Raw genomic sequence first — 25,733 nt, forward strand, 5'->3', positions numbered from 1 at the left:
CGTCGATCTGGCTGGTCGAGTCGCCGCTGGGACCACCCCGGACGAAATCCAACGTCGATTTGGCTGCTTGAGAGCAGCCAAATCGACGTTGGATTTCTGGGGGAGGTGGGTTGGTCAGCCGAGGGCTTGCACCAGTGGGGCAAGCATCCGCGGGTCGGTCTGCAGGATGAGGGTGGTCACGCAGCTCGCCTCCCAGCGTGCGAGCTGGGTGGTGATGTCCGACGGCGTCCCCACCAGGGCCACGTCTGTCACCAGGTCTGTGGGGATGGCTGCCGCCGCACCGGCCTTGTCACCGGAGGTGTACTTCGCGGTCACCTCCTCGCACACGTCGACGTAGCCGATCCGGGCGATCGCCTCGCGATGGAAGTTGGTGCTCGCCGAGCCCATCCCGCCGATGTACAGGGCCAGGTGCGGGCGGACCTGATCGGCGGCGCTCTCCAAGTCTTCAGCGATCACTGCCGGCACCGCAGCGCTGACCTCGAACTCGTCCCGGGGTGAGCGGGCGCCGTCCCTGCGCGCGAACCCGGTCTCGAGGTTCTCCCGGTACTCGGCGTCGAGGGCGGGGGAGACGAACGCCGGCAGCCATCCATCGGCGATCTCGGCCGCCAACGCGGTGTTCTTCGGACCCTGGGCGGCGAGGTGGATGGGCAGGTCCGCTCGCAACGGATGCACCGTGGGGCGCAGGGCTTTGCCGAGGTGAGCTCCACCGTCGTGGGGGAGGGTGAAGTGCCGACCGGAGAAGGTGACGGGGGCTTCCCGAGCGAACACCTGGCGCACGATGTCCACGTACTCGCGGGTGCGTTCCAGTGGCCGCGGGTAGGGCTGGCCGTACCAGCCCTCCACCACCTGCGGGCCGGAGGCGCCCAGGCCGAGGATGAAGCGCCCACCGGAGAGGTGGTCCAGGGTGAGCGCGGCCATCGCGGTGGCCGTGGGGGTGCGGGCGGACAGTTGCGCGATCCCGGTGCCCAGACGTACCTGGGTGGTCTGCGACCCCCACCAGGCCAGTGGGGTGAAGGCGTCCGATCCGTACGACTCGGCTGTCCAGACCGAGTCCAGGCCGAGCTCGTCGGCGGCTCGCACCGCCTCGGCAGCACCTGCCGGGGGGCCGGCCGACCAATAGCCCGTGTGGAATCCGAACCTCATTGGCTCATCCTCGCACCGGCACAATGAGAACGCGTGGCATCCGAATCCACTTTTCCTGCGCGAACCACCACGATGCCGGGGTACAGACAGGATAAGTGGATTCAGACGGATCAGAGCTGCGGCGCCACCTCACGGGCGATCAGGTCCAGGTGATCCAGATCTGAGAGGTCGAGGATCTGCAGGTAGGTGCGCTGCACACCCTGTTCCGCGAGCCAGGCCAGCCGATCGGAGACCTCGGCGACAGTTCCTGCCACCCCGTGCTCACGCAGCTCAGCCGGTTCCCGGCCGATCGCTGCCGCACGCCGCTGGAACTCCGCCTCGTCTGCGCCCACGCACGCCACCAGCGCGGCCGAGTAGGTGATCTCGGCGGGGTCGCGCTCCACCGCCCCGCACGCCTGACGCACCCGATCGAAGCCGGCGGCGATCTGGTCGAGCGGCGCGAAGCCCAGGTTGAAGTCGCTCGCGTACCTGGCAGCGAGCGCGGGGGTGCGCTTCTTGCCCTGACCGCCGATCACGATCGGTACCGGGGATTGCACGGGCTTGGGCAGCGCAGGGGAGTCGGTGAGCTGGTAGTGCTCGCCCGAGTAGGAGAACGTCTCGCCGGTGGGGGTGCTCCACAACCCGGTGACGACGGCCAGTTGCTCCTCGAGGATCCCGAACCTCTTCTCGGGGAACGGGATGCCGTAGGCCGCGTGCTCCTCGGCGTACCAACCGGTGCCCAGGCCAAGTTCCACCCGCCCGCCAGACATCGCATCCACCTGTGCCACCTGGATGGCCAGCATCCCTGGGAGGCGGAATGTCGCTGAGGAGACCAGGGTGCCGAGCCGGATCCGGGACGTCTCCCGGGCCAGGCCGGCGAGCGTCACCCAGGAGTCCGTGGGGCCGGGCAGCCCGTCCGTGCCCATCGCCAGGTAGTGGTCGGAGCGGAAGAACGCGTCGAAGCCGAGGTCCTCGGTGGCTTTCGCGACCGCGAGCTGGTCGTCGTAGGTGGCGCCTTGCTGGGGTTCGGTGAAGATGCGCAGCTGCATGGCCCCCAGCCTGCCACGCCCCGCCCGCGGTAGGTGCCGACCGTCGTCGCCACCGGACGCTGATACCGACGGCGGCTGGCACCAACTGGCTGGGCTGGTTATGTGGGTGCCAGTGGCTGTCGATCCCGGTGGCCAGTGGCGACGGCGAGTGGCACCTACCGGCCCCGGCGCCCACCCGCTGAAAGAACCCCTGGCGCGTTCCGCCGTCGGGATCTACGGTGGTGCGCACACGGGAAAGGAGGTGATCCGAGAAGTGAATTTTCTTCGGACGCGTGAGGTGACTGTCCGCTAGTCGCCCGTCAATGACACGGACGGACCGCCGTCTCGTCAGTGCGTGCGCACTAGCGAGACCACGGCAGTCACCGGAAGCCCGCGGGGGCCACCATTCGTCCAGGTGGCACTTGGCAGCAGCCGAGAACCCGCGGGCTTCGTCGTGCTCGCGATCAGAACGCCCCGGACAATCCGGCGATGACGGCTATGGCGACAACTGCGCCGACGGTGATGGCCAGCGTGATCAGGAAGATCTTGCCGAAGCCCCACAGTTTCGTGTTCACCCCGTAGGTGGCGAGCCGGTCGGTCCACCAGCGGTGCGGCGGGATTCCTTCCGCAGCCACGCGCTGGTTGTACTGTTCCACCGACTCGCCCTGGTGCGGAGTGGGGTGAGCGCCGCCGAGGTCCACCTTCACCTTCGCGCTGGCGGTTCGCAGTGTCAGGTAGCACTGGGCGTTCCCGGCGTTGCCCATGTAGCTCGCCTTGGTGATCTCCTCCGGTCGCGCGTCGAACACCAGCTCCTGGTCGCCCAGAGGTGAGCGGTCGATCACCTGGATCTGGTCGTCGGCCGTCCAGACCAGCCGGGCAGGCTTCGTCTGGAACACGGTGACGCCGGTACTGCGGGTGACGTTCAGGCTGACGTCGCGGGCCTGGCCGGGCATGGACAAGGGGATCCTCCTGAGTCGATGGGACGCACTGAGACTAGCGGGCGGGTCAGCGGGCCGATGCCCGATCCATCCTGATGCCGGGCGGGTGAGGTGTCGGAGCCTGACGTTAGTCTCGTGCGCATGGCAGTTCTCGGAGCTCATGTGGACCAGGCGGACCCGATCGGTGAGGCGCAGGCGCGGGGGGCGCAGCTGGCGCAGATCTTCATCGGGGACCCACAAGCCTGGAAGGGGCACGCCGTCGGTTACCCGGACGGTCCGGCCGCGCTGAAACAGGCTGCCGAGGATGCCGGGATCACGCTGGTGGTGCACGCGCCGTATGTGATCAACGTGGCCACCACGAACAACCGGATCCGTATCCCGAGCCGGAAGATGCTGCAGAAGCAGGTGAGTCTTGCGGCCGAGATCGGTGCCATCGGGGTGGTGGTGCACGGTGGGCACGTGCTCGCTTCCGATGATGAGGCGGTCGGCTTCGACAACTGGCGCAAGTGCATCGACCAGCTGGACGCCGAGGTGCCGATCTTCATCGAGAACACCGCCGGTGGGAACAAGGCGATGGCTCGTGGGGTGGAGAAGTTGGAGCGCCTGTGGGCTTCGGTGATGGAGGCCGACGGCGGCGACCGGGTGGGATTCTGCCTGGACACCTGCCATGCGTACGCAGGCGGGGAAGAACTCGCCGGGCTCGTCGACCGGGTCACGGCAGTCACCGGTCGGATCGATCTGGTGCACGCCAACGACAGCCGGGACGCCTTCGACTCCGGGGCCGACCGGCACGCCAACCTCGGTCAGGGGTCACTGCCCACTGACGATCTCGTCGAACTCGTCCGCCAGGCCGGAGCACCGGTCGTGGTGGAGACCCCGGGTGGAGCGGTCGAGCACGCGGCCGACCTGGATTGGTTGCGAGAACGCCTCGGCTGACTGCCCGCCGGTCGCCGACGCACATGGTGGCTTGCGTCCGTTCCTACCCTGGAACAGCGGATGGCAGGAAACGTGCGGCGCGTCGAGGGAGCCCGGGCAGACATGGCAGCGAACCGGCCGGCCGAACCGGTCTGGCACGAGTATCAGGTGAGTCCGCTCGCGCGAGCAGCCTCCGTCTTCCAACGCGGTGCGGGCGCGATCGCCGTGGCCTGCGCCGTGCTGGCCGCGCTCGTCATCGTCGTAGGTATTGCCGCGGAGGAGGCGGACCTCGTCGGGCCGAGCCTGCAGAACGACCTCAACACGTGGCTGCTGGCCGTGTTCGCCGGTTGCGGCGCCGGAGGACTTCTCGCCGCCGTACTGCATCTGTTCACGAACGTCGCGGTACCTCACGGCACGGTCCGGGCATTGGCCCGGGTGAGCGAGCAGAGAGCCGATCCGTACCTGGTGCCGGCACCGTCCCAATGGTCGGTGCTGCACGAGGAGTCGAAGGCCGGCCACCGGCTGGAACAGGTGTGCTATCTGCTGGTAGCGATGGGTGCCGTGCTCGCACCGATCATGCTCGGCTTCGTCGTGGTGGACTTCACCATCTACGCCGTCTACGGGCTGATCGTGGCACTGGTGACCGCAGGACTGGCGTTGCTTGCGATCTGGTGGATGCGGTCGGTGGTGCGGCCCGGGATCGAACGGGTCGCGATGATGGTGCGCCGGTCCTGGCCGCAGGAGCGATACGACCACATCGTCGAGGGCGCCGAAGCGGCGACAGTGGCGCCGAGGACTGGGACGTCCCTGGTCTCGGACCGCAATCACGCGATCGTGATCGGTCAGCGGATGTCCGGCATCGGCGGGGTGCTGCTCGGCATCCTCCTCACGATCCTCCCGCTCACCCTGAGGATCCGGAAGCCCAGCCGACTGGCGGACGCGCGCACCTACTCCGAGCCCGTCGAGGCGATCCTGCGCAACGCCTTCGTGGCTGAGGCGGTGATCGGCGTAGCAGCTGCCGTGCTGGTGGTGGTGGGCGCGATCATCGCCTCCTCAGCCCGGCTCCGCGAGCGACGCGCGCTGCGGAACGCGGCCGGCGACCCTGTGGCGGCCCGTCCGCCCGAGCAGGTGCTGCTCCGGCACACCCACCTCACGTTCGTCCCGCTCTCCTTGCTGCTGATCGGTCTGGGCACCGTGGCCACCATTACCTCGGTAGCGGCGAGACACGCCAGCTCGACTGGGGCGGAGACGTTCCTGGGTGTCGAAGGGTTGACCATCGGGGGACTCACGGGTGGTCTCGCTTTGATCGTGACAGGTTGGGTAGTCGACGTGTTCCGCGCCGAGTCCGCTCGGACCGCACGCAACCTGGTGCTCGCACGCTGGCCGGTCCCCGTGCCCAGGACGGGGCGGGCGAACAGCGCCGGGGCCACGAACGAGGGAATCTCGGGGGCGGGTACGAGCACCCGATAGAGCGCGCGGGTCACCGCCCCAAGCTCGCCGCGACCGGGCAGGCGAACGGCTCGCGGGTCGATCCCTCGACGTCGTTGAGATATCGGATCACGGTGGCATACGAACTGAAGAAGCCGACCTCGGTGTACGTGATGTCGAGGTCGTCGCAGTGCTCGCGCACGAGCGGCTGCACCTCACGCAGCGCCGGCCGCGGCATGCTCGGGAACAGGTGGTGCTCGATCTGTCGGTTCAGGCCGCCCATCAGCACATCGACGACCGGGTTTCCGCGGATGTTGCGCGACATCAGCACCTGCCGGCGCAGGAAGTCGATCCGGCTGTCCGCGGCCACGATCGGCATGCCCTTGTGGTTCGGGGCGAACGCTCCGCCGAGCAGCACTCCGAACGCCGCCAGCTGCACAGCGAGGAACGTGCCGGCCAGCGCCGGCGGCATGAGTAGGAACAGCGCCGCAAGGTAGACGACGAGCCGTCCGAGCAGGATTGGTGCTTCCACCGCACGGCGAGCCACCGGGCGCCGCCCGAGTACGGCCCGCAGGCTCGCGACATGCAGGTTCAGGCCTTCTAGCGTGAGCAGCGGGAAGAAGAACCACCCCTGGCGGCGGGCGAACCAGCGTCGGAACCCCCGTCGGGAGGAGGCGGCCGCTGGGGTGAACGCGATGACCCGGGACTCGATATCCGGGTCGCGGGTCTCCTGGTTCGGTGCGTTGTGGTGGGCATCGTGTTTGAGCGTCCACCACGCATTGCTCAGCCCGACCAGTCCGTTCGCCAGCACGCGCGATGTCCACTCGTTCCAGGACCAGGAACGAAAGATCTGCCGGTGTGCACTGTCGTGGCCGAGAAAGGCTAGCTGCGCGAGCACGAATGCCATCGCCACCGCAAGAGCGAGTTGCCACCAGGTGTCGCCCAGCAGGACCACGCCCACCCAGACGCCGCCGAAGCCAGCCACGGTCAGCACCAGGCGGGTCCAGTAGTACCCGTAGCGGCGCTGGAAGTAGCCAGCTCGGCGCACACGGCGTGCCAGGGCGCGGTAGTCGCGGGTGGTCGATGCCGCCTTCCGCGGAACGGCCCGCTGGGGGTGGTTCGTCTGGTCGGCCATCGGCGGGCCGACGAGTGCGTCAGCCATACCTCCACGCTACGCCTGGTGCGGCGTTTGGGCAGATCAGTCGGTGTGGACGGTGCGCACTCCGGGAGCGGCGGCATCCCAGGCCTGAACGAGTGCAGCCGCCTGCGTGCGCAGCTCCTCCAGGCGTACGCCCGGGGCGAACAGGGCGCTGCCGATCCCGAAGCCGGTCGCTCCCGCGGCCACCCACTCGGCCATCTCGTCAGCGCCCACACCACCGACCGGGATGAGGTCTACGGGTGGCAGCACTGCGAGCCACGCCTTCATCCCCGCAAGGCCCACCTGCTGGGCCGGGAACAGCTTCAACGCGCCGGCGCCAGCCTCGATCGCTGTGAACGCCTCCGAGACGGTCGCCACCCCTGGATAGCTCGCCAGTCCCGCAGCCGCGGTCGCGGCGATCACCTCGGGGTTGGTGTTCGGGGATACCACGAGCTGACCGCCGGCCTCCTTCACGGAGGTGACCTGCGCCGTCGTGAGAACTGTGCCGGCACCCACGCGCGCATCCTGCGGAAGTGACGAGCGCAAGATCTCGATGCTGCGCAGGGGCTCCGGGGAGTTCAACGGGACCTCGAGCGTGCGCAAGCCCGACTCGTAGAGCACGGACCCCACCTCGGACGCCTCGGTGGGCTCGAGTCCGCGCAGGATGGCGATCAGACCGGTCATCAGTGAACTCCTTCGATCAGCCCGGCCCGTCGAGCCAGGTGCACCAACGCGGAGGAGGTGACGTCCTCCGGGGCGGGTTCGGCCTGCACCCCGGCCAGGGTCAGGGCACGCCGGTAGCGGTCAGTCAGTCCGGCTGAGGCCACGACGGACACCGTCGCCGGCTGGTGGTCGAGCCAGTGCAGCGCTCCCGCTATCTCGCTTCCGATCAGCACTCCGGACAGCTCCTCACGTACCCGCTCCGGCGGCACCTGCTCCAGCAGAGCGCGAGCGCGGACCCCGAAGGCCAGGGCCGCGGCACCGAGGCCCGCCCCGGCCAGACCGTGGTGCACGCCTGCCTCGAAGGCGGGCCAGTCCGGCGCCTCGGGAGCCTGGGAACCGACAACCTGTGCGAGCGTGCCGTGCGTGGTCAGCAGGGCGAAGAGTTCACCGGTCATGGCGGTGTGGAAGCCGGTGAGGCTGCCGTCGGTGAGCGAGGCCCACTTGGTGTGTGTGCCCGGCAGCGCGACCACGCCATCACGGTGACCGGCCAGGACCAGGCCCAGCAGCTGCGTCTCCTCCCCGCGCATCACGCCACCGTGGGTGGATACTCCGGGCACCAGGTGCACCGGCCCCCACGGTCCGGCCACCTCCGTCAGGGGCGTGCCGTCGCGCAGGTCCACCGGGGTTGGAAGGTAGGGGATCTCGCGCCATCCCTTCGCGCTGCCGACCATGCCACACGCGATCACGGCCGGGCGGGCCGTGGCCCAGCTCCCGGCGAGGCGGTCGAGCGTGAGGGCGTAGGCGCTGGGCTCCTGCCCGACTGTGAGGATGCCCTCGCGGCTGTGGGTCGAACCGAGGACGGTGCCGTCCACGGCGACGGCGGTGAGGCGGACCGAGGTCGTTCCCCAGTCGACGGTGAGCAGTGCAGGTTCCACGCTCTCCACCCAACCGTGAACGGGTGCCGGGTGTCGACCTCGTCCGGCTACCGGGACGAGCATGGTGAGTTCTCCCCGTGCGCGCGGGCGCCGTCGAGCCCGCCATGGCGCTAGGTTCCTCCTCATGGTGATCTGGCGTGGCTGGGGAATCCTCGGCCTTCTTTTCGTTCTGCTCGTTGGTGTCGGCCTCGGCGGACTCTTCCGCCTCCTGATCGGAGAGGAGTACGAGCCGCTGCCGATCGGACTCGGCCTTGCCGTCGCGGGCGTGATCCTGTTCTTCGTCGGGCGGTGGTTCCAGGCCTGGGACGCGCGCCGCCGTGCGGACAAGTACATCGCCTCACGACGCCCGGAGGTGGAGCAGACTGTTGCGTCCGGTCGGTTCCAGCCCGTGCCCGGGTACCAGCCGGCCAGCCGCGAGGAGGCTGAACAGCTCGCAGCCGAGATGCTGGACAAGGAACATGCGCAGATCGTTCGGCGCTTCCGCGGGCATCACACCCTGTTCTTCATCCCGATGCAGTACTTCGGGCTCGTGGTGGCGGTACTCGGAGGCGCGATCGGTGCTCTGGGGCTCGCTCGCTGAGGCCAGACCAAGCACGGACCGACCACAACAACGAGCGCGACGCCCCCGCAGTCTGGCTGCGGGGGCGTCGCGCTGCGTTCGTCTCGCCGTTACTCGGCGATGGCCTCGTTCGCAGCATCCTGCGCCTGCTGCAGGGCCTCCTCCACCGGCAGCCGTCCGGCGAACATCTCCTCGAAGTACGGCGCGATCGCGTTCGCTCCGGCGTTGGCCCGCGGGCCCAGCGGAGCGGCGATCGTCTGACCTTCAGCGGCGGCGATGAACTCCGAGGTGTCCACGCCCTGCTCTTCCCAGTAGCTGATGAAGGACTCCTGCGCGTCGGTCGAGGCCGGGAACGCTGCGCCATTGGCACCGAGCGGTTCCTGACCTTCAGGGGTGCCGAGCCAGCGCAGTACCTCCAGGGTGGCGTCCATGTTCTCGCTGTCAGCGTTGCCGACCGCGGCGACGCTGTGCACCACGCTGACCCGGCCCTCCGGACCCTCCAGCATCGGTGCCAGCCCCCACTCGAACTCGGCATCGGCCATGTGCGGCAACGAGTACTGCCCTGACTGGAACAGTGCCATCCGCCCCTGGACGAACAGATCGCGGGCGAGATCGCCGTTCTGGTTCGTCTCCGCCGCCGACGGGGAGACGTGGTGGGTGTTGATCAGGTCCACCAGGTACTCGAACGACTCGACGCCGGCAGGGCTGTTGAAGGCGTACTGGTCGCCGTCCTGGTACTGCGCGCCGTTGGAGCCGAGGAAGTCGATGTAGATCGCCTGCAGATCGTTCTGGGCGTTGAAGGCGTACTGCTCGATGCTGTCCGGGTCGAAGCCGTCGTCGGCGGCGGTCACGCCGCTGGAGTCGACCGTCAGGTCCAGGGCTGCGGGCAGGAACGTGTCGTTCTCACCGCTGGGGTCCCAGCGCAGCGTGGCCGGGTCGATGCCGGCCTCGTCGAGCAGGTCGGCGTTGTAGAACAGCGCAATCGAATCGGTCAGCTGGGGAACGCCCCAGACCGCACCGTCCCGGGTGTAGAGCTCGACGGCGGAGCTCACCAGGCCATCGTTCTCGCCCAACTCCTCGCTGACGTTGATGAGGTTGCCGTTGTCGGCATAGATGCCGAAGTTCGAGGTGTTCGTCCAGAAGATGTCAGCCATCGTGCCTGAGCCGATGTCCTGGGGGAGCCGGTCCCAGTAGTTGGCCCACGGGACGGTCTCGACATCGACCGCGATCTCCGGGTTCTCGGCCGTGAAAGCGTCGAAAGACTCCTCATACGCAGTGGCCGCGGCTTCGTCCCACAAGCGGAAGGTGACCGTCGTCGCGCCTTCCGAGCCCTCGCCGTCGGGTTCTCCTGAACTACCGGGTGAGCAGGCCGCCAGCGTGAGTGCGGCGACGCCGAGCGTCGCGACGCCGATCCCGGCCCGGGTCCGTGTGAGGGTCCTCATCGATTCGTCATCCTTCCTCGATACCGCCCGGCACCGAACCGCGGCGATCTGTGGGAACGGTAACCGTGGATGGGCCGCGTGTATGCCCTCGCGCGTCCATGCGATCGAATCGTGACCTTCCGCAAACGCCGAGATCTGCGACATCGTGCACGTGCGATGTCGCAGATCTCAGCGGTGGGCTTGAGGCGGGAGCCGGTCAGCGACCCGCGGGATCCGGTTCCAGCGTGATCTGCTGCGGGGCGGGAGTGCAGCAACCGCCGCCCTGCTCGGCCTCGTCGAACAGGCCCGCGCCGCCACAGACTCCCGTATCGGGTAGCTCCAGCTCCACCCGTTGTGCCGCCTCCTCGTCGCCCGCCAGCTGGGCGACCACACTGCGCACCTGCTCGAACCCGGTGAGGGCGAGGAATGTGGGGGCTCGGCCGTAGGACTTCGCGCCGACGATGTAGAACCCCGGTTCCGGGTGAGCCAGGTCGGCCGCGCCGGTCGCGGCCACGGACCCGCAGGAGTGGATGTTCGGGTCCACCTCGGTGGCCACGCGCGGCGGAGCCTGCAACCGGACATCGAGCTCGAGGCGTACCTCGGACAAAAACGTGTGATCGGGGCGGAACCCGGTGAGCACGACCACATGGTCGGCGGGATCCAGTTGGCGGCCGTCCTCGGCGCTGACGATCACCGAACCGCCGACCATGTCGATCCGCTCGGTGCGGAACCCGGTGGCGAGTTGCACCAGACCGGACTCGACCGCCCGCTTCGCCCGCTGTCCCAGGGCGCCACGTTCGGGTAGTTCGTCTGCCTGGCCGCCGCCGAAGGTGTCTCCCACCTGGCCTCGGCGCAGCACCCAGGTGATCCGTGTGGTGGGGTCTCGCCGGGCGATCCGGGCCAGGTTCGCGATCGCTGTCGCGGCGGAGTGACCGTTGCCGATGACGACGGTGTGCCGGCCGGAGCAGCGGGAGTCCATGTCCGGAATGCGGTAGGTGAGCATTCCGGTGGTGGCGGCAGCGCGCTCACCCGCCGCCGGCAGTCCGTCGGCGCCGGCGGGGTTCGGGGTCGACCACGTTCCGGAAGCGTCGATCACTGCGCGCGCCTCGATGCGCTCTTCGCCATGGTGGGTTTCGACGTGCACGGTGAACGGCTGGGCCTCCCGCCCGGAGTCGACCGAGAGGTCGCGGCCCTTGCGTCCGACGCCGACTACGCGGGCGGAGCAGCGGATGCGGTCACCGAGCGCGGCGGCCAGCGGCTCCAGGTACTCCGAGACCCACCGGGCGCCGGTGGGATAACCCTGCTCCGGTGCGCTCCAGCCGGCACGCTCGAGCAGCCGCCGGCTGGCACCGTCGATCAGCTCCGGCCAGGGCGAGAACAACCGCACATGACCCCACTCCTGCACCGCTGCAGCTGGCCCGGGCCCGGCTTCCAGCACCAGCGGTTCCACGCCTCGCTCCATGAGGTGGGCCGCGGCGGCCAGGCCCTGCGGGCCGGCTCCGATGATGACGACGGGGTCCATCACTGTGCTCCATTCATCGACGTTCTTCGATGAGTCGAGCATCCACTTCAGATCGACACATGTCAATATGACGGGCAGAATGATCGGTATGACCGCCACCGGGACCATCGTGTGCTGCACCGAGGTCGGCCCAGCCCTGGCTGGACGCGACGCGGAACGAATCGCCACCGTGTTCAAGGCACTCGGCGACCCCACCCGGGTGAAGCTGCTCTCGCTGATCGCTGCCAGCGATGCGGGCGAGCTGTGCGTGTGCGACCTGACCGAACCCGTCGGACTGTCCCAGCCGACGGTCTCCCACCACATGAAGGTGCTCGTCGACGCCGGTCTCGTGCATCGCGAGCAGCGTGGCCGGTGGGCCTACTACCGGCCCACCACGGAGGTGCTGGAGGACGCGACTCGGACGCTCATCGACTCATGAGCCAGCTCACCGGCATCACCGTGCGGCCGATGGTCCCAGGCGACTGGCCCGCAGTCGAGGCGATCTACCGTGAGGGCATCGCCTCCGGTCAGGCCACTTTCGATGTGGAGCCGCCGTCGTGGGCAGAGTTCGACGCCGTCCGGCATCCGGAGTTGCGGCTGGTCGCCGCGGACGCACGCGGCGTCGTCGTGGGCTGGGTCGCCGCCTCCCCGACATCGAGCCGTCCGGTCTATCGTGGTGTGGTGGAGCACTCCGTCTACGTCGCCACCAGCACCCGTGGGCAGGGAGTGGGCGGACTGCTGCTGCGCGCCCTGCTCGACCGGGCAGACGCGTGCGGTGTCTGGACGGTGCAGGCCTCGTTGTTCCCGGAGAACGCCTCCAGCCTGCGGTTGCACGCCGCGCTCGGATTCCGCGTGGTTGGTAGACGGGAACGTATCGCCCACATGTCCCACGGACCGCTCGCCGGCACCTGGCGTGACACGATCCTCATCGAGCGCCGCTCCCCGGCGTAGCCCGGCCTGAAGGGCGGCCCAGCCGGAACGCCACCGGCGCGAAAGCCGCGATGGCGATGGCCAGAACTGCGAAACCCCACGTGTAATTCGACGCAGCCACCACCACGCCGAGCAGCACAGCACCGATGCCGACACCACCGTCGTAGGCGATGTTCCACACCGTGCTCGCCGTCCCCAGGCCGTTTCGCCCGGCCCGGGTCATCACCGTGACCAGCGAGTCGTTCTGCACCGCCCCGAAACCGAACCCGAACACGGCGGCGGCCATGACCGTCAGCGCACCGGCCTCTGCCCCGGTGGTCAGCGCCACCCCCAGCATCCCGATGGCGCTGATCACCGCGGCCGGCAGGAGCAACCGGCCGGCACGTACCCGATCCCCGATCCGACCGGCCAGCAGCCGCCCGAGCACCATCAGCGCCGACAGCGCGAACAGCGAAACGGTGGCCGTACCCGGGTCCGGTACTGCGATCGGCACGAAGGTCATCGCGCCACCGAGCGCGACGGCTGTGGCCGCGAACACCGCGGTCGGGGCCAGGAACTTCGCCCACGTGCGCATCGGCAGGTGCCCGCTGCCACTCCCGGACTCGGCATGCGATCGGCCACCGGAGATCGCGAACGCCAGTGGGACCGCGAGCACCGCCAGCACGCTGGCAGTGATGAACATCGGCGCGAAGCCCCACGTCTGCGCTAGCCACACACCGGCAGGCAGGGCGACCACGTTCGGCAGCCCGGCCGCGACGCCATACACACCGGTCGCCGTCGCGAGCTTGCCTGCCGGTGCGAGCTCGGCGGCCAGGGCCGCCCCGGCCACTACCACGAGGGCGAACCCCACTCCGCGCACACCGGAGATCAGCACCAGCGGGACCACGGCCGTCGAGGCGAGGTAGGCAGGTGTGGCGACGCCGAGCAACAGTGATCCCACCACGATCATCTGCCGCAGCGTGGCGATCCGGAAGATCCACCCCATCGAGAGCTGGGTGAGCACCGTGGTCGCCATCATCGCGCCGGTGATCGTGCCGACCAGCGCCTCGCTCGCTCCGCCCTCAGCCGCCCACAGCGGCGCCACCGGGAGCAGCAGGGCATAGTTCGCGAGCGCGCCGACAGTGGCGACCAGCAGCAGCACCATGTCACGGTGGAAGAGGCGGTCGGGCGCGGTGTACACCCTCCCTGCCTATCGCATCGGGGACCACCCGTCACCTTTGCCGCCGACGCGGCATACGCTGGCTGGGTGACCTTCACATCCCGCCCCGAGCTCGTCGGCACCCACGGCATGGTCGCCTCCACCCACTGGCTCGCCTCGGCGAGCGGGATGGCGGTCCTGGAGGCCGGTGGGAACGCCTTCGATGCCGCGGTCGCCTCGGGTCTGGTGCTGCATGTGGTCGAACCGCACCTGAACGGCCTCGGCGGCGATATGCCGGTGCTCTGCCACGAGGCGAGCACGGGCAGGACGTTCACCGTCTGCGGCCAGGGCGTGGCGCCGTCGTCGGCTACCCCTGAAGCCTACGCAGCGCACGGCATCGAGGAGATCCCGGGCACCGGATTGCTCGCGGCCACCGTGCCCGGAAGCTTCGGTGCCTGGATGTTGATGCTGGAGCGCTATGGCACGATGAGGCTGCGCGAGGTGGCCGGGTACGCGATCGGATACGCCCGCGAGGGGTACCCCTTCCTCGCGCAGGCCGCCGCCGCAGTCGCCGGACTCGAGCAGGTGTTCGGCGACCACTGGTCCACCTCCGCCGATATCTACCTGGCCGGTGGCAGGCCACCGGCCGCGGGTGAACGGTTCCGCAATCCCGTCCTCGCCGACACGCTGGAGCGGCTCGTCGCGGAGGGGGAGGCCACCGGGCCGGGTCGCGAGCAGCAGATCGAGGGTGCGCGCCGGGCCTTCTACTCCGGGTTCGTGGCCGAGCAGATCGACGCGTTCGCCGCGACCGAGCAGTTTGATGGTGTGGGTGACGGCGCCCACCGCGGCTTCCTCACCGGCGCCGACCTGGACGCCTGGCGGGCGCGCGAGGAAGAGCCGCTCACGGTCGACTTCGCCGGGGTGCAGGTGGCCAAGACGCAGCCGTGGGGGCAGGGGCCGGTGCTGCTGCAGCAACTGGCCATGCTGGAGACCTTCGACCTGACGGAGATGCCGACCGCAGACCTCGTGCACACCGTCACCGAAGTGGCCAAGCTCGCCTTCGCCGACCGGGAGGCCTGGTACGGGGATCCCGAGCACGGGGACGTCCCGATCGAGGACCTGCTCAGCCCGGATTATGCCGCCGAGCGGGCACAGCTCGTGGGCACCAGCGCCAGTGGCGAGTTGCGTCCCGGCAGTCCGGGTGGCCGGGCGCCGCGCCTGCCGGCACGGGTCTTGGCTGCGATGTCCGACGGCGGAGCCTGGCCGGACGGGTTGGCTACCCCTGGACAGGGGGAGCCGACCGTCGCCCGTGGCGACACCTGTCACCTGGACGTGGCCGACCGGTGGGGGAATGTGGTGGCCGCGACGCCGTCGGGTGGGTGGTTGCAGTCCTCGCCGACGATTCCTGGGCTCGGGTTCGCGCTCGGTACCCGGGCGCAGATGTTCTGGCTCGAACAGGGTTTGCCGTCGTCGTTGGTGCCGGGAGCGCGGCCGCGTACCACCCTGAGCCCGGGGATGCTCCTGGGTGAGGGCAGGGTGCTGGGCTTCGGAACGCCGGGCGGCGACCAGCAGGACCAGTGGACCGTGCCGTTCCTGATCAACCACCTGGTGCTCGGCATGGGCCTGCAGGAGGCGATCGATGCGCCGTCCTGGCACTCTACGCACTGGCCCAGCTCGTTCGCGCCGCGGGTGGCGCAGCCGCGCGGGATGCGGATCGAGGGGCGTGTCGGTGCCGAGGTGGTGGCCGAGCTGCGTCGTCGCGGGCATGAGGTGGACGTGGCTGGGGAGTGGTCCCTGGGCAGGCTCAGTGCCGCCGGCACCGGGACGGACGGGATGCTCCACGCGGCGGCGAACCCGCGCGGGATGCAGGGCTACGCCGTCGGCCGCTGACGAAATCGATCGTCGAATTGGCGGCAGGGGAACGCCCCTCACCGGAATCAATCGTCGATCTGGTTGCTCCGCCACGCCCCTCACCGGAATCGCACGTCGATCTGGCGGCGGTGCAACCGCCAGATCGACGATCGATTCCTGATGAGGTGGGGGTGAGTCGCCAAATCGACGATTGATTCCGAGGCAACTGGGTGCACCGATTCGATACCTCCCTCATGTCCACGCGAGAATGGGGGGATGACACACACCCCCCGGCACATCGTGGTGATGGGCGTCTCCGGCAATGGCAAGAGCACGATCGGTGCTGCGCTCGCGGACCATCTGGGCGCGGTCTTCCTGGAGGGCGACGAGTTCCACCCGGAGGCCAACGTGGCCAAGATGAGCGCCGGTACCCCGCTCTCCGACGAGGATCGGTGGCCCTGGCTGGACATCCTCGCTGCCGAGATCGCCCGCCGGGATGCGTCTGGCGAGCGCACCGTACTGGCCTGCTCGGCTCTGCGCCACGCCTACCGGGACCGGCTGCGGGCCGGGTCGCCCGGCCTCTTCTTCGTGCACCCGGTGGCCGACTACGACACCATCCATACCCGCATGCAAGCCCGAGATCACTTCATGCCCCCAGCGCTGCTGACCTCTCAGTTCGACACGCTCGAAGAACTCCGCGACGACGAGCCCGGCCAGGTTGTGGATGCCACAGCGCCGCCGAACGTGGTGATCGCAGAGGCGATCGCGGCGGTCGACTAGAGCCCGCGGTTCCCAGCGGCCACCCGCGCTACCCGGCCACCGATGCCGGGGAGAGTGAGTCCCGATCGGTGGCCACCGCCGCAGCAGCGTCGCTCATCGCGAGGTCCGCGTTGATCACGGCACCCGCCTGCGCGCCCGCCGCGGCAGCCGGCCCGACTTGGGCGGCCATATCGGTGACATTCCCGGCCGCCCAGACGCCCGGAACGTCCGTCTTCCCTGTCATCGCCTCCACCGGGATGTGCACGCCCATCCCACTCGGGTGCTCGGTCGGGGTGAGGCCGAGGCTGCTGAGGAAGCCCGCTCGGGCCACCATCCGGGTGGCGACGACGATCGCCTCCCGGGCCACGAGGGTGCCGTCGGCGAGGCGTACGCCGGTGATCGTCCCCTCGGACTGTTCGACCGCCGTCACCTGGCCCTCGACGATGCTGATGCCGACGGCCGCCAGCTTCTCCCGCTCCTCGGGCGCCAGGGTGGCTTCGTGGGAGAAGACCGTGACGTCGTCGGAGAGCTGGCGGAACAACAGGGCCTGGTGCACGGTCATCGGGCCGGTGGCCAGCACCCCGATTGCTCGGTCGCGGACCTCCCAGCCGTGGCAGTACGGGCAGTGCACGACGCCGTGGCCCCACTGCTCGGCCAGTCCGGGCACGGGTGGCAGTTCGTCCACCACCCCGGCGGTGACGAGGATGCGGCGCGCCCGGGTGGTGCGTCCGTCGGCCAGGCGCACCTCGAAGTCGTCCACACTCCCGACGACGTCGCTCACCTCCCCGGAGAACACCTCGCCTCCGTAGCTACGCACCTCCTCCTGACCCCGGGCTATCAGCTCGGCCGGGGGAGTGCCTTCGCGGGCGAACAGCCCGTGCACGGCGTCGGCCGGTGCGTTGCGGGGCTGGCCGGCGTCGATCACGGCCACGCTCCGGCGGGAGCGGGCCAACATCAGGGCACCGTTCAGCCCGGCCGCGCCGCCACCGATGACGACGACATCGTAGGAATCCTTCAACTGGGTCATGGGGACCACCTCCTGCGACTCAGAATGCGTACCACGAGCCATACCGGCAAGGATCATTGCCGGTATGGCAAAATCGGATGTATGGACGACGAACTGGAGCAAGCGCTGGAGGGCATCGGACCGCGGTTGCGGGCCCTGCGCACCGAACGTGACATCACCCTCACCGAGCTGGCGCGAACGACCGACATCTCGGTGAGCACGCTCTCCCGGTTGGAGTCGGGCTCGCGCAAGCCCACCCTGGAACTGTTGCTGCCCTTGGCACGGGCCTACGGCGTCTCGCTGGACGAGCTGGTCGACGCACCGCCCACGGGTGATCCGCGGATTCACCTCAAGCCGGTGAAGGCGCACGGGATGACGATGCTGCCGCTGACCCGCCGCCCTGGCGGTATCCAGGCCTACAAGCTGGTGATCCCGGCCGGGCCGATCACCCAGCCGGAGCCGAAGACCCATGAGGGCTACGAGTGGATGTACGTGCTCAACGGGCGGTTGCGGGTGATGCTGGGCGAGCACGACCTGGTGATGAAGCCAGGGGAGGCGGCCGAGTTCGACACCCGCGTACCGCACTGGTTCGGCTCGGCCGACGGTGAAGCCGTGGAGTTCCTCAGCCTGTTCGGCACCCAGGGGGAGCGGGCGCACCTGCGGGCTGCGCCGCGCAAGCGTTCCGAGGGGTAGTCCACGCCGGGGCTGCGCGCACACTCCCGGTGAGGTTGCCGTCGATTATTCCATCGAGATCGGCAACAGGGTCACCCCCGGTGAGGTTGTGGTCGGTGATCTGGTCCAGACCGGCAACAGGGTCACCCCCGGTGAGGTTGTGGTCGGTGCGTCGGCGCTCACTCAGCGCTGCTCGCTCACCAGCAGTGCATGAGCCGGGCTGTCGAGAGCTTCGAAGGTGTGCGGCTCAGTGCCGGTGTAGGTGATGAAGTCGCCCGCCTCCAGAGTCTCCTCGGCGCCGACCGGTCCCAGCCGGACTCGGCCGGCCGCGATATACACGTGCTCGACCGTGCCCGCGGCGTGGGGCGCCGCCAGATGTGGCTGCCCAGGCTCGGCGGCGATGCGGAACAGGTCGCGGCGCGCCCCCGGCGGGCAGGCCGCCAGTAGCGTGGCGAGGTAATCGGCGTCGGTGGCCTGCACCGAGGGCCCCGAGCCGGCGCGGATGACGTCCACCGACGCCCGCGGCGGTGCGATGAGCTGAGACAGCGGCACGCCCAAGGCGGTCGCGAGTGCCCACATGGTCTCCAGGCTCGGGTTGCCGGCACCTGCTTCCAACTGGGAGAGCGTGGACTTCGCGACGTTCGCCAGCCGCGCCAGCTCGGTGAGGCTGTAGCCGCATCGCACGCGTTCCCGGTGGATGCTGGCCGCGATCACCTCACGTGGGAGTCCTTCGACCATGTTCGCTATGACCTCCGCCGTGTTCGACTTGCCGAACGTCTGTTGTCTGGTTCATCATAACGATCATGCGTTCGGATCGTCGAACACTCGACAGGCTCGGGGTGGTGAATGTGGCCGGATCGGCATTGCGGGACCCGCTCGTGCGCGGCGGGCTCTCCATGGGCCTGGCAGTCGCCCTCATCGGTATCGCCTACGGCGCGCTCACGGTCGACGGCGGTCTGCCGGTCTGGCTCGCTCCGCTCCTCGGCGTCGTGGTGCTGGCTGGCGCCTCCGAGATGCTGTTCGTGGGACTGGCCGCGGGTGGCACGAGCCCGTGGCTGGCCATGGTTGCGGCCCTGCTGGTCAACACCCGGCACCTGCCGTACGGCATGGCGGTGCGCCGCTTCCTCGGCGACGGATGGAAGCGGCTCGTGCGCACCCACGTGATGAATGACGAGTCGGTGGCGTACGGACTTGCCCAGCGCGACCCGGACCACGCGCGCCGGGCGTACACGATCGCCGGGCTTTCGGTCCTGGTCGGCTGGCCGCTCGGTGCCCTGGCCGGGGGTCTGCTCGGACAGGTCATCGACCAGGAGGCGTGGGGGCTGGACGCCGTCTTCCCTGCCGTGATCCTGGCGTTGCTCCTACCCGCACTGCATGAGAGTCGGTTGCGGCTGCCGGTGCTGGTGGCTGCGGTCGTCTCGGTGACGGCAGTGGCCTGGGCCCCGGCCGGGCTCGCCCCCGTCCTGGGGCTGCTAGCCCTCCCGCTGGTGCTGCTGCGGAGGTGGCGTCATGCCTGAGCTGCTGACCGTGGTGCTCGCCGGCCTTGGCCTGGCCGTGGGGACCTATGCCATCCGTACGACCGGTGGTGTGGCCGGTGAGCTACTCGAATCCCGGCCCCGGATCGAGAGCTTGATGGAGGATGGCGCCGTCCTCGTGCTCGCCTCGGTCATGGCCACCGCCGCCCTCACGGACGGCGTAGGAATCGCCGGGTGTGCCCGCCCGGCCGGCGTAGCGCTCGCCGGTGTGCTGGCGTGGCGAGGAGTGCCGCTGCCGGTGGTGCTGGTGGCCGCCGCCGCCGGCGCGGCGGGGTTGCGTGCGCTGGGGGTGGCGTGACCGCCCCGGTTCCTACCGTGGTTGCCGGCGTGGGCGCTGACTCAGGATGACGGCGATGCCAGCGCCGATCATCACGAGCGCCGCGATGAACCACGCGAGCACGTCGCTTCCGGTCCGGCCGAGTTCGGACGGAGCATCACTGCCTGGTTCGCCTGGTTCGCCTGGTTCGCCTGGTTCGCCTGGTTCGCCTGATTCGTCGGGTTCCTCGGGATCGGGATCTGGTACGCCCGGTTCCTCGGGGCCCGGATCCGGCTCCTCGGCGTCCGTGCGGGTGACGTGCGCGACGAAGGGCTGCGAGGTCACGGGCGAGAAGTTGTCGGCGCCGGTGTAGACCACCACGAGGTGGTACGTGCCGGGGGTGTCGAAGACTGGTGCGAGCTGTGCGACACCCTCGGCGTCGAGCGTCGTACTCGCGAGCAGATCCCCGCTCGCATCGCCTTCCCGCAACTCGACCGTGCCGCTCGGGGACGCGCTCGACGTCGTCAGGGTGGTCAGGGTCGTCGGGGTCGTCGGGTCGAACTCGGCACTCACGGAGACGGCTACGGGAAGTGCTTCTCCTGCGACGGCGTCCGCAGATGCGTCGACGTCGATCACGGTGCTCGCCCGCGACACCTCGTAGGTCACGGTGCCCGATGCACCGAGGCGGTGGTCATCGCCGACGAACTCGATGGTGTCGGTGTGCTCGCCGGCGTCGAGGCCGGAGACCACGAACTGGGCGACGCCGTCGTCGATCTCGACGGCCTCACCGTCGCGCGTTGCGGTGCCGGTCTCGATCTCCGGGCACAGCGCGCTGCCTGGATCGCTGTCGCACGCGGCGGGGTCGATCTCGGCGTAGAACCTCGCTGAGATCTCCACCGGCTCTGGGTACACCCACTCGCCGTCGGGCGGTTCGGGCTGGGGCAGTACGCGCACCGGTGTCTTCTGCACGGTCCTGTGGAGATCATCGGAAGTCGACGTGGCATACCGCGCTTCATCGCTCTCGAACGTCGCGGTCAGCGTGTAGTCACCGACTGGCAGCGAGGTGTCGAGTGTGGCGACGCCCGCGATGTCCACCGCCGTGGTGCCGAGCTCGCGGGAAACGCCGGCCTCATCCACCGCGGTGAACGTGACGGTGCCTGAGAGGGGATCGATCCCGAGCTGCTCGTCCCTCGTCGTGACTGCGAGCAGCCGTACTGGCTCGCCATCGACGGGCCCGGAGTCGCGGATCGGACTGGATGCCGCGAGCGAGGTTGTCGTGCCAATGACGTGTTCGTAGATCCGCACCACGCCGTCGTCGTTCGCATAGTTTGCGAGCTGCGTCGAGTCGTCGAGAACCTCCCCGCCGCCGTTCGGCTCAGTCTTCCAGAGCACGCCGGGTTCGGGCACGGGAATCTCGCGGTAGCCCGAACCGAAGTCCGGCGCATACACCCGGGTGGTCAGTTCCTCGTCCGCCTCGGCGTCTGTGGTGCCCGGGTGTCGCACGAACTGCACCTGAAAGTTGTGGTTCGTGATGATGCTCGGGGGATCCACATTCGTCAGCGCGACCACCCCGTTGTTGACGATGGTGCCGGTGCCGGCGATCCGCCCGGCGCCGATCGGGTCCTCCACGGACCCCAGGATCTGCCCGGTCGGGCCGACGGTGAACTCGCCGTCGTCCCAGATCAGGTCGCCGTCGAAGATCGGGGTGCGGGTGTAGAGGGTGCCGTTGATGACGGCGACTCCGTCCCCTGAGCCCCATGTGCCGCCGATCGCTGTGGCGCCACCTGCAGCGATCAGCGTGGCGTCCGGGCCGAGCGTGAGGTTGCCGCCGATCCCCCCGTTGGATCCGCCCACTGCTGCGGAGTCCACCATGGTGCTGCTGGTGGCCAGGACGTAGGCGTGATCGGTGATGGCGACCGTGCCGCCGTTCCCGCTCACCTGGACGCCGCCGATGTCTCTGTGGAAGCCGCCGCCGATCGCGGCACCGTCGCCGGCTCGGGCGCGGACCGTCGCATTGCCCGAGACCTCGATCTCGCCGGCATGGGTGTTCGCATGGCGGGTGCTGCCCCCGAGAGCTGCGTCGCGCCCCAACCCGCGGGCATACACACCGATGTCTCCGGTGATCGTCAGCTTCGCACCCAACGGCACGGCGATACCCTCAAACGCCTCGAGCCAGGTGCAGTCGGGGTCGGGATGGGCTTCGGGATCGGTGATGACGTCCATGTCGCAGCCCGGCCCCACGCTGTTGGTGATGGTGAAGTGGTTGCCGGGTTCGACGATCATGCGCAATGAGGGTATCCAGCCGAATCCGCGCAGATCGAGGGTGAGATCGCACTGCACCTGGGCACGTCCGATGGAGTTGTCGTACTCGCCGCCGTCGCCAGGCACAACGATGCTCCCATCGATGCAGTCCGGGCCGAGAAGTGCATTCGCCTCCTCCCAGGTGTCGAACACCCGGACCTCCGCGTCGAGTGGAGTGACCGCGGTCTCATCTGGTGAGGGCGGCGGATCCTGCGCACTCGCACCAGCGGCCTGCGGACCAATCATGCCGGTGATGACCGCCGCGGTCGCAGCGATGACAGCAAGCGTCCGGGTACGTCCTCGCGCTGCGATCCGCACGGCTGGCCTCTCCCTTTGTGGTCGGGCTCGGAACCCCGTCAGCCCTGATCTGGAGAATATCGTCCGCTTAACGATTGGACAACCGAGCCCGCGGCGAACTCCTGGCGGCCTTGTCACGTATCAGGGTCTCCTTGGGCCACTCTTAAGCGTCGGAAGGCTCCGCGGCCCGCGCGGAGCCGCCGGAGGCGAAATGGAGCGGATCGATGACTCGTCACGCAAAGACTGCCCGGTGGGCCACCCTGGTTGCCGTGGTCGCGATGGCCACGGTGACCGGATGTAGCGGCCTCATCGAGGGAGGTGTCGAGCGGGTCGTCGAGGAGGCCGCCGAGGCCGAGGGCGAGAACGTCGACGTGGACCTCGACTCCGAGGACGGTGGGTTCGTCGTCGAGAGCGACGAAGGGTCGTTCTCGGTTGGGGGCGATCTGCCGGACAGCTTCCCCGCAGACGTCCCCTTGATCGAGGGGGAGATTCTCAGCGCGTCGGCCATGGAGTCCCAGGAAGGGTCGGGCTGGGCCGTTCAAATCCAGGCAATGGGTGAGGATGCCTTCGAGCGCGCCGAGCAGTCGCTGCGGGACGCGGGCTTCGGCGAGTCCGAGGAGTCGTACTCGATGAGCTCGGGGGATATGGAGATGGTGGGGCTCGCCAATGATCAGTGGCAGGTCACGCTGAGCTCCATCACGAGCGAAGGCGTGGTCAGCTACACCGTGATCGAGCTGTAGCTCGGTCACACCTCCTGCCGGACCCGTCGGCGAAACCTATGATGAGGTCGACAGGAGGTGGCCTCATGCGCCGAATCGCGGCCATCATCGCAGCCTCGCTGCTGCTGGTCGGTTGTGGTGCCAGCGCTGAGGATCCCGATGCCAACACGCTCGGGCCGGACGACTCGACCAGTGCAGAGTCAACCACCGACGGCGCGACGGCCGACACCGACCCGCAGCAGTCCTGGGACGAACGCTACGGCGACCTATCCGACCAGGAGCGGGCCGCCGTCGAGGATCTCGCGGAGCGACTGAGCCTGCCCTACTACCGGATCTTCCCTCAGCCACTCGAGGAGGTCACCTGGCCCAACGGGGCGATCGGCTGCCCCGCTCCCGGTCAGTCCTATACGCAGGCGCTGGTCGAGGGCTACCGCCTCATCCTGACCCACGATGGTGAGGAGTACGCCTACCACGCCGCCGAGGATGGCGAGCTGTTCTACTGCGCTGATCCCGCCGGCGAGGCAGGGTCCGGCACCGAGACCGAATGAACCGACGGCGTCCCTGGCCTCAATCTGGGCGTTCCGGATGCCGAGTGGCGTACGGGACGTACCCCGCAGGCAGTGGCTGCCCGTGGTCGGTGTAGGCCCGCAACACTTCGTGGTCGCACGTCTCGCAGATCTCCACCTCCACCGTCGCGATGATCGAGGTCTGCGTGCCCCGACCCATCGACTCCACTCGCCGGGTGGTCAGCAGCAGCCGAGACCCGCCGCAGGTCGCGCACACCGGCGACTCCCTGTCCCACGTGATCTGGCACGTATCGCACGTGAGCATGATCCTGCTGGCCTCGCGCGATCCCCGGATCGCGTCTTCATCCCCGCACCGGGGGCAGCTGAGCTGGCGTGCCATCGGGCCCTCCCGTCGACTGTGACGTTACGTGAGTGTAGCGACGATGAGTGCCACCTCACACCAGCGCCAGTTCGGCCTCACCCTCCCGCGCCGTTAGAGTCGGCGGTGGAGGGAGTCGCCACTTATGCAGGCCGACGGATCGTCGTCACAGGACATCGCCGCGGAGGCCCAGCGCCGCCGCACCATCGCCGTCATATCCCACCCGGACGCAGGTAAGTCCACGCTGACCGAGGCGCTGGCCCTGCACGCCCAGGTGATCGGTGAGGCGGGCGCCGTGCACGGCAAGGGCAACCGGTCCGGCGTCGTCTCGGACTGGTTGGAGATGGAGCGCAAGCGCGGGATCTCCATCACCTCGGCGGCGCTGCAGTTCGCCTGGGGTGACCTGACGATCAACCTGCTGGACACCCCCGGGCACGCCGACTTCTCCGAGGACACCTACCGCGTGCTCACGGCGGTCGACTGCGCCGTGATGCTGATCGACTCCGCCAAGGGCCTGGAGCCGCAGACCTTCAAGCTGTTCGAGGTGTGCAAGCGCCGCAACGTGCCGGTGATCGCGTTCATCAACAAGTGGGACCGCCCTGGGCGGGAGGCGCTGGAACTGATCGACGAGATCACCGAACGTCTCGACCGGGAACCCCAGCTCGTCACCTGGCCCGTGGGGATCGGTGGCTCCGCGTTCGGCCTGCTCGATGCAGCCACCGGGGACGTGCACGCCTATCGCAAGGCGCCCGGCGGCGCTCAGCTCGCGGAGGACGAGACCCTCGATCCCGAGGCTGCGGCCCAGCACTTCGGTGAGGATGATTCCCGTGCCCGTGAGGAATCCGGGCTCCTGCCCGTGCTCGACTCCAGCGCCCCCAAGGCCACCGTGATGCCGATCCTGTTCGGCGCCGCGCTCAGCAACATCGGCGTACGCCAGCTGTTCGAGACGATCGACCGGTGGGCACCTGCTCCCGGGGACCGCCCGACGCAGAGCGGCGACGACCGGCCCGTCGCGGAGGCCTTCTCGGGCTTCGTGTTCAAGATGCAGGCCGGAATGGACCCCAAGCACCGCGACCACGTCGCCTACGTGCGGGTCTGCTCCGGGGTGTTCGAACGTGGCATGATCCTCACCCACCAGCCCACCAAGCGAGCGTTCGCCACCAAGTACGCCCTCTCGATCTTCGGCCGTGACCGGGAGGTGACCGATCGGGCGTACCCGGGGGACGTCGTCGGGCTGGTGAACGCGGCCAACCTCGCCGTGGGTGACACGCTCTACGACCCTGAGGGGCCGGCGGTGGAGTTCCCGCCGATGCCGGCCTTCGAACCGGAGCACTTCGCCTCGGCGCGCGTGGCCGACCCGAGCGCCTCGAAGAAGTTCCGCCGCGGGATGGACAAGCTCGTCCAGGAGGGTGTGGTGCAGCGCCTCATCTCCGACCTTCGCGGGGACGGCAACCCGATCCTGGCCGCGGTCGGGCCCCTGCAGTTCGAGGTTGCCGCCGACCGCATGGAGCACGAGTTCGGTGCTCGACTGATCCTGGACACCCTGCCGTACTCCCTCGCCCGGAAGACCGACGAGGCCGGCGCTGCCGAGATCTCCGGGATGCACGGGGTGGAGATCGCCCGCCGCCACGACGGCACCCGCCTGGCCCTGTTGCGCGACATCTACCTCGCCCGCTCCATCGGCCGTACCCACCCCGACGTCACTCTCACACCCCTGCTCGCCGACGCCACCTGAT

At 69.1% G+C, this 25,733-nt stretch carries 26 protein-coding genes; 13 read left to right on the forward strand and 13 right to left on the reverse strand.

Annotated features, from left to right (window positions below):
- Positions 1-114: 114 nt before the first annotated feature.
- From FV560_RS03270 to FV560_RS03280, 3 genes are all read right to left on the reverse strand, one after another.
- Positions 115-1,143 (reverse strand): LLM class F420-dependent oxidoreductase, encoded by a 1,029-nt coding sequence (locus FV560_RS03270; RefSeq protein WP_159619179.1) that lies wholly within the window; start codon positions 1,141-1,143, stop codon positions 115-117.
- Between the two features lie 110 nt (positions 1,144-1,253).
- Complete coding sequence (locus FV560_RS03275) at positions 1,254-2,171, reverse strand: LLM class F420-dependent oxidoreductase (RefSeq protein ID WP_159619181.1); 918 nt, start codon at positions 2,169-2,171, stop codon at positions 1,254-1,256.
- Positions 2,172-2,614: 443 nt separating this feature from the next.
- Complete coding sequence (locus FV560_RS03280) at positions 2,615-3,103, reverse strand: hypothetical protein (RefSeq protein ID WP_159619183.1); 489 nt, start codon at positions 3,101-3,103, stop codon at positions 2,615-2,617.
- 126 nt (positions 3,104-3,229) lie between these two features.
- Between FV560_RS03280 and FV560_RS03285 the strand changes: the two genes are divergently transcribed.
- A complete protein-coding gene (locus FV560_RS03285; RefSeq protein WP_159619185.1) occupies positions 3,230-4,024 on the forward strand; it encodes a deoxyribonuclease IV in 795 nt (264 codons plus the stop codon).
- Positions 4,025-4,084: 60 nt separating this feature from the next.
- Positions 4,085-5,473, forward strand: a complete 1,389-nt coding sequence (locus tag FV560_RS03290) for a hypothetical protein (protein WP_159619187.1) — start codon at positions 4,085-4,087, stop codon at positions 5,471-5,473.
- Between the two features lie 10 nt (positions 5,474-5,483).
- Here FV560_RS03290 and FV560_RS03295 read toward each other — a convergent pair whose 3' ends face one another.
- From FV560_RS03295 to FV560_RS03305, 3 genes are read right to left on the reverse strand one after another with little or no spacing between them, the layout of a single operon-like run.
- Entirely contained in the window at positions 5,484-6,593 is a 1,110-nt protein-coding gene (locus tag FV560_RS03295) for a fatty acid desaturase family protein (RefSeq protein WP_200837505.1), read from the reverse strand.
- A gap of 36 nt (positions 6,594-6,629) precedes the next feature.
- Positions 6,630-7,253, reverse strand: a complete 624-nt coding sequence (locus tag FV560_RS03300; protein ID WP_159619206.1) for a 2-dehydro-3-deoxy-6-phosphogalactonate aldolase — start codon at positions 7,251-7,253, stop codon at positions 6,630-6,632.
- The gene (locus FV560_RS03305) at positions 7,253-8,167 is read right to left on the reverse strand and encodes a 2-dehydro-3-deoxygalactonokinase (RefSeq protein WP_159619208.1); all 915 of its coding nucleotides are present in this window, start codon (positions 8,165-8,167) and stop codon (positions 7,253-7,255) included. The genes FV560_RS03300 and FV560_RS03305 overlap by 1 nt, the downstream gene beginning before the upstream one ends.
- A gap of 124 nt (positions 8,168-8,291) precedes the next feature.
- Between FV560_RS03305 and FV560_RS03310 the strand changes: the two genes are divergently transcribed.
- Entirely contained in the window at positions 8,292-8,747 is a 456-nt protein-coding gene (locus FV560_RS03310) for a hypothetical protein (protein ID WP_159619210.1), read from the forward strand.
- A gap of 89 nt (positions 8,748-8,836) precedes the next feature.
- Here the strand turns inward: FV560_RS03310 and FV560_RS03315 are convergent, their stop codons facing one another.
- Both FV560_RS03315 and FV560_RS03320 read right to left on the reverse strand, forming a co-directional pair.
- The gene (locus FV560_RS03315; protein ID WP_159619212.1) at positions 8,837-10,168 is read right to left on the reverse strand and encodes an ABC transporter substrate-binding protein; all 1,332 of its coding nucleotides are present in this window, start codon (positions 10,166-10,168) and stop codon (positions 8,837-8,839) included.
- A 196-nt stretch (positions 10,169-10,364) separates the two neighbouring features.
- On the reverse strand, positions 10,365-11,669 hold the full coding sequence (locus FV560_RS03320; RefSeq protein WP_159619214.1) for an NAD(P)-binding domain-containing protein: 1,305 nt from the start codon (positions 11,667-11,669) through the stop codon (positions 10,365-10,367).
- A gap of 88 nt (positions 11,670-11,757) precedes the next feature.
- Between FV560_RS03320 and FV560_RS03325 the strand changes: the two genes are divergently transcribed.
- Complete coding sequence (locus FV560_RS03325; RefSeq protein WP_159619216.1) at positions 11,758-12,087, forward strand: ArsR/SmtB family transcription factor; 330 nt, start codon at positions 11,758-11,760, stop codon at positions 12,085-12,087.
- Positions 12,084-12,599, forward strand: coding sequence for a GNAT family N-acetyltransferase (locus FV560_RS03330; protein ID WP_235019888.1), 516 nt, complete (start codon positions 12,084-12,086; stop codon positions 12,597-12,599). Before FV560_RS03325 ends, FV560_RS03330 begins: the two co-directional genes overlap by 4 nt.
- Here the strand turns inward: FV560_RS03330 and FV560_RS03335 are convergent.
- On the reverse strand, positions 12,574-13,758 hold the full coding sequence (locus FV560_RS03335) for an MFS transporter (protein ID WP_159619218.1): 1,185 nt from the start codon (positions 13,756-13,758) through the stop codon (positions 12,574-12,576). The two genes, FV560_RS03330 and FV560_RS03335, sit on opposite strands and share 26 nt — an antisense overlap.
- 66 nt (positions 13,759-13,824) lie before the next feature.
- Between FV560_RS03335 and FV560_RS03340 the strand changes: the two genes are divergently transcribed.
- Together FV560_RS03340 and FV560_RS03345 are read left to right on the forward strand one after the other, a co-directional pair.
- Positions 13,825-15,606 (forward strand): gamma-glutamyltransferase family protein, encoded by a 1,782-nt coding sequence (locus FV560_RS03340; protein WP_476748636.1) that lies wholly within the window; start codon positions 13,825-13,827, stop codon positions 15,604-15,606.
- A gap of 237 nt (positions 15,607-15,843) precedes the next feature.
- Positions 15,844-16,347, forward strand: coding sequence for a gluconokinase (locus FV560_RS03345; RefSeq protein WP_159619220.1), 504 nt, complete (start codon positions 15,844-15,846; stop codon positions 16,345-16,347).
- A 28-nt stretch (positions 16,348-16,375) separates the two neighbouring features.
- On the opposite strand, the gene FV560_RS03350 is transcribed toward FV560_RS03345, so the two are convergent.
- Complete coding sequence (locus FV560_RS03350) at positions 16,376-17,353, reverse strand: NAD(P)/FAD-dependent oxidoreductase (protein WP_159619222.1); 978 nt, start codon at positions 17,351-17,353, stop codon at positions 16,376-16,378.
- Between the two features lie 81 nt (positions 17,354-17,434).
- Between FV560_RS03350 and FV560_RS03355 the strand changes: the two genes are divergently transcribed.
- The gene (locus tag FV560_RS03355; RefSeq protein ID WP_159619224.1) at positions 17,435-18,025 is read left to right on the forward strand and encodes a helix-turn-helix domain-containing protein; all 591 of its coding nucleotides are present in this window, start codon (positions 17,435-17,437) and stop codon (positions 18,023-18,025) included.
- Between the two features lie 162 nt (positions 18,026-18,187).
- Here FV560_RS03355 and FV560_RS03360 read toward each other — a convergent pair whose 3' ends face one another.
- Positions 18,188-18,742: a helix-turn-helix domain-containing protein gene (locus FV560_RS03360; protein WP_159619226.1), complete on the reverse strand. Its 555-nt coding sequence runs from the start codon at positions 18,740-18,742 to the stop codon at positions 18,188-18,190.
- Between the two features lie 65 nt (positions 18,743-18,807).
- Between FV560_RS03360 and FV560_RS03365 the strand changes: the two genes are divergently transcribed.
- Both FV560_RS03365 and FV560_RS03370 read left to right on the forward strand, forming a co-directional pair.
- The gene (locus FV560_RS03365) at positions 18,808-19,521 is read left to right on the forward strand and encodes an AzlC family ABC transporter permease (RefSeq protein WP_159619228.1); all 714 of its coding nucleotides are present in this window, start codon (positions 18,808-18,810) and stop codon (positions 19,519-19,521) included.
- Complete coding sequence (locus FV560_RS03370; protein ID WP_159619230.1) at positions 19,514-19,837, forward strand: AzlD domain-containing protein; 324 nt, start codon at positions 19,514-19,516, stop codon at positions 19,835-19,837. The genes FV560_RS03365 and FV560_RS03370 overlap by 8 nt, the downstream gene beginning before the upstream one ends.
- 12 nt (positions 19,838-19,849) lie before the next feature.
- Here the strand turns inward: FV560_RS03370 and FV560_RS03375 are convergent, their stop codons facing one another.
- Positions 19,850-22,414 (reverse strand): Ig-like domain-containing protein, encoded by a 2,565-nt coding sequence (locus tag FV560_RS03375; RefSeq protein WP_159619232.1) that lies wholly within the window; start codon positions 22,412-22,414, stop codon positions 19,850-19,852.
- 203 nt (positions 22,415-22,617) lie between these two features.
- On the opposite strand from FV560_RS03375, the gene FV560_RS03380 reads away from it, so the two are divergent.
- A complete protein-coding gene (locus tag FV560_RS03380) occupies positions 22,618-23,133 on the forward strand; it encodes a hypothetical protein (protein ID WP_159619234.1) in 516 nt (171 codons plus the stop codon).
- Positions 23,134-23,198: 65 nt separating this feature from the next.
- A complete protein-coding gene (locus FV560_RS03385) occupies positions 23,199-23,660 on the forward strand; it encodes a hypothetical protein (RefSeq protein ID WP_159619236.1) in 462 nt (153 codons plus the stop codon).
- 19 nt (positions 23,661-23,679) lie between these two features.
- On the opposite strand, the gene FV560_RS03390 is transcribed toward FV560_RS03385, so the two are convergent.
- Entirely contained in the window at positions 23,680-24,018 is a 339-nt protein-coding gene (locus FV560_RS03390; protein ID WP_159619238.1) for a hypothetical protein, read from the reverse strand.
- Positions 24,019-24,142: 124 nt separating this feature from the next.
- Between FV560_RS03390 and FV560_RS03395 the strand changes: the two genes are divergently transcribed.
- Positions 24,143-25,732: a peptide chain release factor 3 gene (locus FV560_RS03395; protein ID WP_159619240.1), complete on the forward strand. Its 1,590-nt coding sequence runs from the start codon at positions 24,143-24,145 to the stop codon at positions 25,730-25,732.
- The last annotated feature ends 1 nt before the right edge of the window (position 25,733 follow it).

The sequence above is a fragment of the Ruania rhizosphaerae genome, assembly GCF_009805705.1.
GTDB classification, from domain to species: Bacteria; Actinomycetota; Actinomycetes; order Actinomycetales; family Beutenbergiaceae; genus Ruania; species Ruania rhizosphaerae.

Excerpts from the sequence above, each read along its gene's own strand:
- FV560_RS03270 (WP_159619179.1), bottom strand. The coding sequence starts at position 1,143 with ATGAGGTTCGGATTCCACACGGGCTATTGGTCGGCCGGCCCCCCGGCA.
- FV560_RS03275 (WP_159619181.1), bottom strand. The coding sequence starts at position 2,171 with ATGCAGCTGCGCATCTTCACCGAACCCCAGCAAGGCGCCACCTACGAC.
- FV560_RS03280 (WP_159619183.1), bottom strand. The coding sequence starts at position 3,103 with ATGCCCGGCCAGGCCCGCGACGTCAGCCTGAACGTCACCCGCAGTACC.
- FV560_RS03285 (WP_159619185.1), top strand. The coding sequence starts at position 3,230 with ATGGCAGTTCTCGGAGCTCATGTGGACCAGGCGGACCCGATCGGTGAG.
- FV560_RS03290 (WP_159619187.1), top strand. The coding sequence starts at position 4,085 with ATGGCAGGAAACGTGCGGCGCGTCGAGGGAGCCCGGGCAGACATGGCA.
- FV560_RS03295 (WP_200837505.1), bottom strand. The coding sequence starts at position 6,593 with ATGGCTGACGCACTCGTCGGCCCGCCGATGGCCGACCAGACGAACCAC.
- FV560_RS03300 (WP_159619206.1), bottom strand. The coding sequence starts at position 7,253 with ATGACCGGTCTGATCGCCATCCTGCGCGGACTCGAGCCCACCGAGGCG.
- FV560_RS03310 (WP_159619210.1), top strand. The coding sequence starts at position 8,292 with ATGGTGATCTGGCGTGGCTGGGGAATCCTCGGCCTTCTTTTCGTTCTG.
- FV560_RS03315 (WP_159619212.1), bottom strand. The coding sequence starts at position 10,168 with ATGAGGACCCTCACACGGACCCGGGCCGGGATCGGCGTCGCGACGCTC.
- FV560_RS03320 (WP_159619214.1), bottom strand. The coding sequence starts at position 11,669 with ATGGACCCCGTCGTCATCATCGGAGCCGGCCCGCAGGGCCTGGCCGCC.
- FV560_RS03325 (WP_159619216.1), top strand. The coding sequence starts at position 11,758 with ATGACCGCCACCGGGACCATCGTGTGCTGCACCGAGGTCGGCCCAGCC.
- FV560_RS03330 (WP_235019888.1), top strand. The coding sequence starts at position 12,084 with ATGAGCCAGCTCACCGGCATCACCGTGCGGCCGATGGTCCCAGGCGAC.
- FV560_RS03345 (WP_159619220.1), top strand. The coding sequence starts at position 15,844 with ATGACACACACCCCCCGGCACATCGTGGTGATGGGCGTCTCCGGCAAT.
- FV560_RS03350 (WP_159619222.1), bottom strand. The coding sequence starts at position 17,353 with ATGACCCAGTTGAAGGATTCCTACGATGTCGTCGTCATCGGTGGCGGC.
- FV560_RS03355 (WP_159619224.1), top strand. The coding sequence starts at position 17,435 with ATGGACGACGAACTGGAGCAAGCGCTGGAGGGCATCGGACCGCGGTTG.
- FV560_RS03360 (WP_159619226.1), bottom strand. The coding sequence starts at position 18,742 with ATGGTCGAAGGACTCCCACGTGAGGTGATCGCGGCCAGCATCCACCGG.
- FV560_RS03365 (WP_159619228.1), top strand. The coding sequence starts at position 18,808 with ATGCGTTCGGATCGTCGAACACTCGACAGGCTCGGGGTGGTGAATGTG.
- FV560_RS03370 (WP_159619230.1), top strand. The coding sequence starts at position 19,514 with ATGCCTGAGCTGCTGACCGTGGTGCTCGCCGGCCTTGGCCTGGCCGTG.
- FV560_RS03380 (WP_159619234.1), top strand. The coding sequence starts at position 22,618 with ATGACTCGTCACGCAAAGACTGCCCGGTGGGCCACCCTGGTTGCCGTG.
- FV560_RS03385 (WP_159619236.1), top strand. The coding sequence starts at position 23,199 with ATGCGCCGAATCGCGGCCATCATCGCAGCCTCGCTGCTGCTGGTCGGT.
- FV560_RS03390 (WP_159619238.1), bottom strand. The coding sequence starts at position 24,018 with ATGGCACGCCAGCTCAGCTGCCCCCGGTGCGGGGATGAAGACGCGATC.
- FV560_RS03395 (WP_159619240.1), top strand. The coding sequence starts at position 24,143 with ATGCAGGCCGACGGATCGTCGTCACAGGACATCGCCGCGGAGGCCCAG.